The organism is Mesomycoplasma molare (assembly GCF_024918955.1).
Classification (GTDB): domain Bacteria; phylum Bacillota_I; class Bacilli_A; order Mycoplasmatales; family Metamycoplasmataceae; genus Mesomycoplasma_A; species Mesomycoplasma_A molare.
The window spans coordinates 858,533-869,728 of record NZ_CP103423.1; the positions used below are offsets into that span (position 1 = coordinate 858,533).

Consider the following 11,196-nt stretch of genomic DNA (forward strand, 5'->3'; position numbering starts at 1 on the left):
AATAAAATTATACTATTTTTTGCTGTTTTTTTCTTTATTTTCTCTAAATTTTAGTAAATTTTTTTTTCCAAAAACAAAAAAGATTTTAAATAAATGTTGGGTTAAAAGTTCTTTTATAAAATTTAAAAAAACTATAAAAGTTAAATAATATAAAAATAATCCGGGTGTTTTAGGAGCGTTTTTTTTAGGTAATGGATGATTATTTTCTTTTTCAAACTTATTTCTAGTTTCTATAGTTCATGTATTTTCGTGCCTTAAAATATAATATCTTAAAAAACCTATATATTTTTTATTTAGTAAACAAAAAAAATTAAATATTTCGCTTTTTGTTGATAATCTATATTTTCTTTTTAAAATCCCAAACCCTAATGCTTTATTTCCTAATAGTAAAAAGTTTTCGTAAAAATATTTATCTGATTCTTTTTTAATATTTTCATCTTCTCCGTGTCACTCTGATAAATTTAAATTTGTCTCGTTAGAAAAAACAAACCTTGGTAAATATGTTTCCGGATGCTCTTGCACTGAAATTAAATTATTAGGATTTTTATTCGCAAATTCTTTTAAATCCGGAACTAATTCAATAGGTTCTCAATATTTTTTAACATCTTCTAATAATCCAAAATGAAATCAATCAGATATTGAAAAATATTGATAATCAATTTTACCTATACTACAAATATTAAATTTACCATTAACATATTCTGATAAAATAATTCTATTTTTAAAAATAGAATAATTGTCGTCTTTTTTATGAAAAACGGAAAAATAATCATTTAATAAATTATTATTAAAGAAAAATAAGTCATTTCTCATTCTAACTACATATTTTGTTTTAACTTCTTTAAGTCCGTTTTGTACAGCAACTATTATTCTGTTTACATTAACTCCATAATTTTTTCAATACTTGTTACTTATATAAAAACCACCAGGATCTTTATTTAAAATAAATTTATCTACTTTTTTATTGTCATCTATAACATCATTTTCTCAACAAGAAACAAAAATTTGAGAATTAGGAAAATGTTTTTTTATAGAATCTACACTTTTTTTGGTATTTTTATCATATCTGCCATTTAATAGGAAAGTTACATCTTCATCTTTAATTCTATTCATAATAATATAAAAAATAATTATTAAATATTAATAATAATTATTTTATCCTTTACATAAATTTTCTTTTTAATTACTTTATTTTCTATGTATTTAACAACATTTTTTTCTTCTAGAGCTTTTGCGAAAAGAGTTTCTTCACTATCATTTTCTTCTTTATCTATAATGGCTCTAATTTTTCCGTTTACTTGAACTGGTATTTTTAACAAATTATTTATAATTAAATTCTCATTAAATTGAGGTCATGTATGATCTTTAATTTGTTTTTCATCGATTTTTTCTAATAATTCTTCTGAAATGTGTGGTGCAAAAAGCGATAGCATAATTAAAAAATCTTTCAAAGGTTCTAATGAAAAAATAAAATTTAATTTATAAAGTCCATTTACAAAAACCATAAGTTTACTAATAGCTATATTAAATTTTAATTTTTCTATAGCATCGGTCACTTCTTTTATTGTTAATTGTCATAAAGAAGTGAATTCATTATTTTTTTCTTCAACTTTTATTAATGTTTTATTTTCAGCAAATTTAGAAATTATAACCTCGACTCTATCTAGTCATTTTCTTATACCTTTTATTGTGTCGGTATTTCATTCTTTTGTGTCTGTTAAAGGACCCATAAACATTTCATATACACGAAGCGTATCTGCTCCTAATTCATTTACAATATCATCAGGATTTATAACATTACCTTTACTTTTAGACATTTTTTGTCCATCAGTTCCTAAAATCATCCCTTGATTAACAACTTTTACAAATGGTTCATCTATAGGTAAAATTTTAATATCATATAAAAATTTATGTCAAAATCTTGAATATATTAAGTGGCCAACAGCGTGTTCTTGTCCACCTATATATAAATCTACAGGTAATCATTTTTCAAACCTTTTATAAGCTTCTTTAGAATCTATATCTATATATGTTCCATCTGCGTTCTTTAAAATATAAGCTAAAAAGTATCAAGAACTTCCTGCTCATTGTGGCATTGTATTTGTTTCTCTTCTATATTTTTTTCCGTTTTTTTCAAAATGTAATCAATTACTATTATTAGCTAAAGGAGATTCTCCTGTTTTAGATGGTTTAATATTTTCCATATATGGAAGCTCAACGATGTTTTCTTCTAAATATACATTGTCATTTTCATCAAAATAAACCGGAAATGGTTCTCCTCAATATCTTTGTCTTGAAAAAATTCAATCTCTTAATTTATAACTGATAGTTTTTCTAGCAATATTTTTGTATCTTAAAAATTCAACAATTTTTTGTTTTGCTTTATCTAGTTCTAAAAAAGAAAAAGCATCAGAATTAATTAAAATATTTTTATTATCTTGTCTTTGAATTATATTTATGATTTCTAAATTATATTTTTTAGCAAATTCCAAATCCCTTTCATCTTCTGAAGGGACCGCCATTACGGCACCTGTTCCGTATGAATTTAAAACATAATTGGAAGTTCAAATAGGAATAATTTTTTTAGTAATTGGATGAACTGCATTTATTCCTGTATAAACACCGACTTTATCTTTTAAGCCAGAAACCCGATCTCTTTCACTTATAGTTTTTGAATATTCTAAAAACTCTACTAATTCTTTATTTTTTTCAATTGAATTAATTATTTCGTGTTCTGGGGCTATGACTAAAAATGAAGCACCAAAAATAGTATCTATTCTAGTTGTAAAAATTTCTATATATTTATTTGAATTTTCAAGTTGAAACTTTAGTGTATAACCTTCTGATTTTCCGATTCAGTTTTCTTGTAAACTTTTTAAAGATTCTGGAAAATCAACCCTTTCTAATCCTTCTAAAAGCTTTTCTGCATATTCTGTTATTTTTAAAACTCATTGTCTCATTGGTTTTTTAATAACAGGAAAATTACCTCTTTCGCTAACCTTGTTACCGTTTTCATCGGTTATTACTTCTTCGTTAGCTAAAACTGTACCTAAACCTTCGCATCAATTTACATCTATTTCCTTAATTTCTGCTAAATTATTTTCATAAAGTTTTTTAAAAATTCATTGTGTTCATTTGTAAAATTTAGGATCTGTGGTGTCAATTTCTTTATCTCAATCAAAAGACATTCCTAAGCTTTTTAATTGTTTTTTAAAACTATTAATATTTTTTTGTGTAAAATCTGCGGGATGATTTCCTGTATTTAAAGCATATTGTTCTGCTGGTAAACCAAAAGCATCTCAACCAATAGGATGTAATACATCAAAACCATTTAAACGTTTGTATCTAGCGATGATATCAGTTGCTGTATAACCTTCTGGATGACCAACATGTAGACCTGATGCAGAAGGATATGGAAACATATCTAATACATAAAATTTTTTGTCATTTTTATCTGTAGTTTTAAAAGCATTAGTTTTATCTCAAATTTTTTGTCATTTTTTTTCTATTTTTGTGTGATTATACATAATTATTAAATTATAACTAATTTTGTGTTTAAATAAAGATATTTAATGGTTCTGGAGTTATTCAATCAATATTATTTATTGTAATTTATTTTTAAATCTTTTAACTGACATTTTATTGCTAATTGCTTCTTTTTCTAAAGGAATTAATTCATTTAATTCTAGTTCTAAATTATTTGCATGTTCAAAGGTTGGTTTTATAACCGGATTTTTAGGTGCAAATAATTCACAAGCTTCATTTGCTTTTTCTATAGAAATTTGATATGTTCCTATTATTTCTGCTAATTTAATAGTGTCGATTTTGTTAAAAGTTAGCAGTGGTCTATAAATTTGTAAAGAGGTTTGGCTTCCGATAACATCCATTGATTCCATGGTTTGTGAAGCTACTTGACCTAAGTTTTCACCGTTAGAAATAGCTAAATAACCTTCTTTTTTTGCTAGTAAATCTGCTATTCTATAAAAACTTCTTCTCATAAGATTTATTTTGTAAGATTGATTAGAAGTTAGACCAATATAATTCATTAAATCTGTATAATTGATTTGAAAAAGTTTAGCTCCTGCTTGATAATTCGCTAAGAGTTGAACAATTTTTTCAACTTTTTCAACTGTTTTTTCATCAGTATGAGGTGGTGTAATAAAAGATAAAAAATCTACCCTCACTCCTCTTTTCATTAATTCAAAAGCAGCTACAGGGGAATCAATTCCTCCTGAAATTAAGTGCAGTGCTTTTCCGGAAACACCCACAGGAAGACCATCTAATCCTTTAATATTTTTAGAAAAAACATATGAATATTTTTCTCTAACTTCTATATTAATCTGTTGCTCAAACTTGGTTAAATCTACTTTTAGATTTTCTTTTTTATCAAATAATTCTGAAGCTACCTCTTTAATAATTTCTTGAGAAGTTAGTTCAAATTTTTTTCAATTTCTATGGCAATTCAGTCTAAAGGTCTTTAAATCATCATTAAATTGATTTAATACTTCTGTTTTTATATCATTTATATTTGTATTCACTCTTTTAACAGGGGAAAAGGATGAAATGCCGAAGACAAATTTTAATCTTCTCATGTTATCTTCGTTATATGTTAAATACATTCTATCAAAACTAACTTCAGGCATTTCTCCTGTTATTTTTAATATATTTTGTTTTAAAGTATTAATAAATAATTTTCTATTTCCTCCCTTTAAAACTAATTCACCATATCTTATTAATATTAAATCGTACATTATTTTATTTCCTTTTCTAAAAAGCTCATTATGCTAATAAAAGAGCCATAATAATCGCCTTGCGATTTTAAATCTTCACTTATTTTTAATGCTGCATCTAATTTTTGGTTTGATGTTCTAAAAATGTTCATATTTTTTTCAATATACAGTAATAATTCTTTACTTAAAATGTTTAATAATAATTTTTTATTTTCAACAAATAATTCTATTAATTTTATCAAAATTTCTTTTTTTTCATTATTTTGAATATTTTTTTCTTCTAAAATTAAAATTACCTTAAGAATTTCTTTTTTTAAACCTTTTGATTTTTCTATAATAAAATCATCTTCTAATTCATTTAATCTTACAACAAAGTCAGTTAATATTTCTTGTATTAGATCTAGTCTATTTATTTGCAATAATAAAGTTCTTTCTTGAATTATTTGAATCTCTTTTAAAGCGACTGAATTTTTAAAATTTTGTAAATTTAAATAAAAATTATTTAAATCAATAATTTTTTTAGAAAACGGCTTATCTTGTATTTTTAAGGCTAATAAGCTTCTTTTTAAAAAATTAATTTGTTTAATAAATTCACTATCCTTAAAAAAGTAAAATTCTATTTTTTTTTCTCAATTATTAATTGTTTTTTCAAAAGATAATATATATGTTTCAAAAAAGATTTTGGCGGCTTTTTCTTTTTCTATAATATATTCAATATTGAAAAAAATTTTATATATTTTTATTAAATTATTTTTTACATTATCAAAATTTAAATCTTTGTATGATTGAGATAGTTGAGAAAAATAATCATATATTTGCTTTTCTAAATCTTTTAATGAAAAAATGACTTTTAACATTAAAGAATTATCATCTAAAATCATTGCTTTCAATTTTGTAAATTTAAGATTCAATTCTTTTTCAATTTCCATTTTTAAAATAATAGAATTATTTAATAGTTGAAATAAACTTATAATATTTTTTTTATTTTTTTCTAAAAGTTGAGTATTTCTTTCTATTTCAGAATCCAAATGATAATTTTTTAAGATATAGTTATTGCTTTGCTTAATTTCTTCAATTATTTTTTCTGCTTTTGCAAAAATAAACCCCAATTTATCTTTATATTTGTGATAAAAATTTATCGCTTTATATAAATCCTTGGTAATAGAACTTAAAGAATTGAGAATGAATTTATTATTTTCTAAAATATGTTTATATTTACTAAAAATACTTTGATATATTTTTTCTCTTTCTGTATAGAAATAATCTAATTCTTTACTTAAAAAAACTAATTCTTTTTCAGAAATTTTTCTATTTTTCTTTAATTTATTATTTATCAAGTCATTTTCTAATTCATCTATTTTTTTAATTTTATTTAAATTGTTTTTCAAAATCAATATATCTTCTTGTTTCTGATCAGATGCTATATTTTCTTTATTAAAATAATTATAAAGTTGTTTTTTTATTATGTTCAACTTATTTTTAATAGCTAAATTTTTTTCATTTTTTATTAAATCATTAATTTTATTGCTTATTTTTATTCTTTGTTTTTTTTTAAAAAATATTAGTAAAATAGAAATTATTAAAAATAAACTTATAATTAATATTCCTAATAAAAAAGATAAAAAATACTTCATTTACTTTTAATTATATAAAATTATTGTAAAATATTTAAGCAATAAACACAGCTAAATAATATATATTAAACTTTTTTAAATTTGTTTTAAATTTGTTAGTAAGCTTGCTGTACGCCGAAACCATTAAATTTAAAAAACTAATATAGAATTATTAAGACAGTTTTTGCAGAAAGAGGAAAAAATGTCAAGATACACTGGTCCTATTTTCAAAAAATCAAGAAGATTAGGATTTTCAATTTTAGAAACTGGCAAAGAATTTGCTAAAGGTAAAAAAAGAACATACGCACCTGGTCAACACGGACAAAAGAAAGTAAAATTATCTGATTACGGATTACACTTACACGAAAAACAAAAAGTTCGTTTTATGTACGGAATTAACGAAAGACAATTCAAAAATACATTCTTTAAATCTTCAAAAAGAAAAGGTGTTACAGGTACAAACTTCTTACAAATGTTAGAAACAAGATTAGATAACATTGTATATAGAGCAGGTTTTGCATCAACAAGAAGACAAGCAAGACAATTAGTTAACCACGGTCACTTTACATTAAATGGAAAAAAAGCCGATATACCTTCAATACAAGTTTCAATTAATGATGTTGTTGAACTAAAAGAAAAATCAAGAAAAAACGTTCAAATTGTTGAAGCTTTAGAAACAAGATCAAAAGCTGAATGAATCGAATACAAAGATTTTAAAGCTACTCTAAAAAGATTGCCAGAAAGAAGAGAATTAAATCAAGAAATCAATGATGCTCTTATCGTTGAGTTCTACAATAAATAATAATTTTGTATTTAAAAAAAGATTGCTAAATTTAGCAATCTTTCCCTGAATGCAAAATCAAGTGCACCACTATAATGTAAAATTAAAAAGTGGTTGCACTTGATTTTTTAAATAAAAAAAACGGCCCCCATAAAAATTTAAGACAACATACTTTTTATTGAAAGGACCATATGAATTATAATACAACAAAGCATTATTCGCATTTAAATGCTGAAAAAAGATTTTTAATAGAGAAATTGTTTTATAAAAAATATTCAATTAGACAAATTGCTAATTTTCTTAATATCAATCATTCAACAGTGTCAAGAGAATTGAAAAGAAATTCAAATTTTTACGGATTTTACGATCATTTGATAGCAAATGAAAAAGCTAAAATAAGACATAAACATAAAAGATTGTTTTTCTTTTCTCAAATGGATGATTATAAAGAATTTAGTAAACTTATTAAAGACAATTTTAACAAAGCAACATGCGGAATAAAAATGACTTACAACTTAATAAAAGAAGGAGTCAAAAACATTAAAATCCCTTCACTAAGGACTGTTTTTAATTGGATTAATACAGGAAAATGAGTATTAACTAATAAAGATAGATTAAGAAAGCACTATACAAAAGGCGGAAAAAGAAAAAATAACGTTATTGAAAGACTTGTGCAGTCAAATTATGTATTTCCTATTTGAGCTAGACCAAAACATATTGATTTAAGAGAAACATTTGGGCATTGAGAGGGTGATTTAGTTATAGGTAAAAAATCCGCAGGGCATTCTAGTCTTTTAACTTTAGTTGAGAGAAAAAGCAGATTAGGAATAATTGTGAAAGTATCAAGTAAAAATCCTTTTTACATTAATAAAGTGCTTTATGAAAGAATAAATACACTAGAATTACCTGTTGAAAGTATTACTTTTGATAATGGAATTGAATTTAATGCGGTTGGAATATTAGCGAAAAAATTAGGAATTAAAATTTATAAAGCCGATAAATACGCTTCTTTTCAAAGAGGAACCAATGAAAATTTTAACGGAATTGTAAGAAGGGTTTATAAGAAAGGAACTGACTTTAATAAAGTTTCTAGAGAAGAAATATTAAATCTTGAAAAAAGAATAAATTTTATGAATAGAGACATACTAGAAGGAAAATGCGCTTTTGACGTATATGAAGAAGAAATAGAAAAATTAAACAAATATTAATTAAAACTATTAAAAATTACGAGATTATTACAAGAAAATAATGAAAGGGTCGAAAAATTTCGCCCCATAATTTTTATTAACTTCATTAATAAAAAACCGCTTTACAAGCGGAATTAAAAGAAGGGGATATCCCCCTTCACCCCTTAATAGTAAGTAGGGGTATAAAATATTATAAATTGTAGTACAATGTTTTTATAATAAAAACTACTGGTGCACTTCAATTTGCATTTTAGGAAAGATTGCTAAATTTAGCAATCTTTTTTTGTTAAAAATAAAAAACATCAAGCATTTTAAGTTTGATGTTTTTTAAGCAAATTTTTTAGGTTTATTTATTCAGGGTCTAACTTTTTCTTTGAATATATTTGTCCTTTGGAAGTAGTGAACAAATAATATTTGTCCAATTTCTCAAATTCCACCAACTATTCAATAAACTTGTAAGGAAGCTTGGAAAAGAACTCCGAATAATATGAAAATAATAATCATATAATTTTGAGTTTTTTGTTGTTTTTTAAGTGCTTCTGTTTCCGAAGCGTTCATTAGTCGTTTATTTTGTTTTCTATTTAAAAATTTAGGAAGTAATTGTTGAACTAATTGAATTATTATTGTTATTAATAATATTGGTAAATATATTCATTTTCCTGCAAATAGTTCTTGATAAGAAGTTGAAGCTAGATTGATGCCTAATCATGTTGTAGATTTAATTGCTGGTAATCCTTGTAGAATTCTTCACATAGCTATAAATATAGGCATAGTTATAAACGCTTGTTGTAATTGCGCTACAGGACTAACGTTGTTTTTCTTATATAACTCTGAAATCTCTTGTCTTTGACGAGCTTCCATTTGTTTATTACCTTTATATTGCGCATATTTAGCATCTATTTTAGCTTTTTTAGCTTGTAATTCTTGTTGTTTAGATTGAGTAAATAATGTTTTGAATCTAAATATGAAAGAAATAATTTTTGTCAATAAAACAGCTATTATTATAGTTAAAATAGCAGATCAACCACCGGTTGCTTCTAACGACATAGAATCTAATATACTTGTCATCAATTTAGACATTGGTCAGATAAATAATCCATAAAAAGGTCCTAATTTTCAAGAATCTCCTCATGTAATAATAACTTTTTGTGGTTCTGAACTTCTATAAGCTAACATCTTAGAATAATCATTTATATTATTAATTTTTTCTGGTTCAAAAAATACTGAAGAATCATAAAATTTACTAAAATGAGTATTCTTTAACACTTCTTTTAAGTTTTGAGAATAATTTATAACAAGATTTAAATCTTCTTGAGAAGCTCCCTTACCTTTGGTTTTAACTTCTGCAATAGCTTTATCCAATTTACCTTCATTATAAATTTTTAAGTTTTTAATTTTAGAATTTAAAAACTCTAAAACATCTCTTGCAAAAATATTATAGTTATCTATTCTATCTGTGTTTGGGATTATATAATCTTTGACATTTATAAAATAATTATTAATGTTAGGGTCTTTTTCGTTTATATATTTAGAATCATGTGTTTCTAATTGTTTTACTATATTTTCTGGTACAAAAGAAAATTCTGTTCATTGAATTTTTTGCTTGTAATTATCTGCATCACTATTAAAAAATAAATATTCTTCTATTTTTTGTCCTGATACATCTAATGATCCAGGATATAAATAATTACCTTGATCGTCTCTTTCAACTATTAAAGTATTATAATTACCTCAAAGTCCATATTTACCATTTGTTTGTTTGTTTAGTGTTTCTATAATTTCTTTTCTAGGTGAATCTTGATTAGAAACAAAAAAGTTTTTATTTTCTTTAACAATGGTTATTTCTTCAACACCGTCTTTTCTTGTATTTTTTTCAAAAATTACTGCGTTAGGCGAAACTCCTTCTTTAGAATTATAAAATTCTACTCCGGCACCAGTATTATTAGCTGTTTTAATAACAAAAGATTGAATACAACCTGTTAAAGTTACACCAAAAATGAAAGTATATATGAAAATCTTAAATCATTTTCATATTTTCTTTATAATGTTTTTATTTTCTGGATTATTTTTTCCGCTAAAAAAGTCATAAGATTTAGGTCTATTTTTTTTCTTTTCCATTCCCTAACCTCTCATATATTTTAATAATTTCTTTTTCTTTTTCCTGAAAAGATAATGACAAAAAACTTTTTCTTAATATTAATACATTTTTATATTTCAATTCATTAAATTTTATATTCTTATCTAAAATTGATTTTATCTGCCTTCTAAAAAAGTTTCTTAAGCTAGCTATAGCAAATTTTTTAGGCACAGATATGCCTATTTCAAATTTAGAAGAATCTTTATAATACAAAATTAAATTTTTTGTAACTATTTGTTTTTTAGAACTTATTACTTCTTGAAATTCTCAATTTTTCTTAAGTCTATTTTCTCTTTTCATATTTTATATTTATTTAGAATCAGAAACTGTTAATCTTGCTCTTCCTTTAGCTCTTCTACTTGCTAAAACTTTTCTTCCACCAACAGTAGCCATTCTTGCTCTAAACCCGTGTGTTTTAACATGTTTTCTTTTATTTGGTTGATAAGTTCTTTTCATATTTACTCCTTGCTTTTTTAATTATGTTAAAAAATAGAAAAACAATCAATTATAAATTGTTTTTTTCTTAATATTTTAAATAATTTAAAATTATAACAAATTTTTAATCTTTAAAAAATAGAATATACAATATTTTGTTTGGATTTTTATTAATTTTATAAAATAAACAATTATGTAAAATAACATTTAAAATGCCTTTTTTTTGGTAAAAAAAATGTTATAAATTTGTTATTAATCATATAATTAAATATAAATATAACTTTTTTTATTAACATATTTATTTTTTTATTTT

General features: G+C 23.6%; 9 protein-coding genes. 2 read left to right on the forward strand and 7 right to left on the reverse strand.

Annotated elements, in window-relative coordinates; genetic code table 4:
- Positions 1-12: 12 nt before the first annotated feature.
- The 4 genes from NX772_RS03910 to NX772_RS03925 all read right to left on the reverse strand — a co-directional run bounded on the left by NX772_RS03910 (position 13) and on the right by NX772_RS03925 (position 6,364).
- Positions 13-1,113, reverse strand: a complete 1,101-nt coding sequence (locus tag NX772_RS03910) for a WavE lipopolysaccharide synthesis family protein (RefSeq protein WP_027123622.1) — start codon at positions 1,111-1,113, stop codon at positions 13-15.
- Positions 1,114-1,133: 20 nt separating this feature from the next.
- Positions 1,134-3,527 (reverse strand): leucine--tRNA ligase, encoded by a 2,394-nt coding sequence (gene leuS, locus NX772_RS03915; protein WP_027123623.1) that lies wholly within the window; start codon positions 3,525-3,527, stop codon positions 1,134-1,136.
- Between the two features lie 75 nt (positions 3,528-3,602).
- On the reverse strand, positions 3,603-4,751 hold the full coding sequence (thiI, locus tag NX772_RS03920) for a tRNA uracil 4-sulfurtransferase ThiI (protein ID WP_027123624.1): 1,149 nt from the start codon (positions 4,749-4,751) through the stop codon (positions 3,603-3,605).
- Positions 4,751-6,364, reverse strand: coding sequence for a ligand-binding sensor domain-containing protein (locus NX772_RS03925; RefSeq protein WP_027123625.1), 1,614 nt, complete (start codon positions 6,362-6,364; stop codon positions 4,751-4,753). The genes thiI and NX772_RS03925 overlap by 1 nt, the downstream gene beginning before the upstream one ends.
- Positions 6,365-6,545: 181 nt before the next feature.
- On the opposite strand from NX772_RS03925, the gene rpsD reads away from it, so the two are divergent.
- Both rpsD and NX772_RS03935 read left to right on the forward strand, forming a co-directional pair.
- Complete coding sequence (rpsD, locus tag NX772_RS03930) at positions 6,546-7,145, forward strand: 30S ribosomal protein S4 (RefSeq protein ID WP_027123626.1); 600 nt, start codon at positions 6,546-6,548, stop codon at positions 7,143-7,145.
- A 170-nt stretch (positions 7,146-7,315) separates the two neighbouring features.
- Positions 7,316-8,332 (forward strand): IS30 family transposase, encoded by a 1,017-nt coding sequence (locus NX772_RS03935; RefSeq protein ID WP_259429373.1) that lies wholly within the window; start codon positions 7,316-7,318, stop codon positions 8,330-8,332.
- A 306-nt stretch (positions 8,333-8,638) separates the two neighbouring features.
- Here NX772_RS03935 and yidC read toward each other — a convergent pair whose 3' ends face one another.
- From yidC to rpmH, 3 genes are read right to left on the reverse strand one after another with little or no spacing between them, the layout of a single operon-like run.
- On the reverse strand, positions 8,639-10,429 hold the full coding sequence (gene yidC / locus NX772_RS03940) for a membrane protein insertase YidC (protein WP_027123627.1): 1,791 nt from the start codon (positions 10,427-10,429) through the stop codon (positions 8,639-8,641).
- Complete coding sequence (rnpA, locus tag NX772_RS03945) at positions 10,410-10,748, reverse strand: ribonuclease P protein component (protein WP_027123628.1); 339 nt, start codon at positions 10,746-10,748, stop codon at positions 10,410-10,412. The genes yidC and rnpA overlap by 20 nt, the downstream gene beginning before the upstream one ends.
- Before the next feature lie 9 nt (positions 10,749-10,757).
- Positions 10,758-10,904, reverse strand: coding sequence for a 50S ribosomal protein L34 (rpmH, locus tag NX772_RS03950; RefSeq protein ID WP_027123629.1), 147 nt, complete (start codon positions 10,902-10,904; stop codon positions 10,758-10,760).
- Positions 10,905-11,196: the final 292 nt, after the last annotated feature.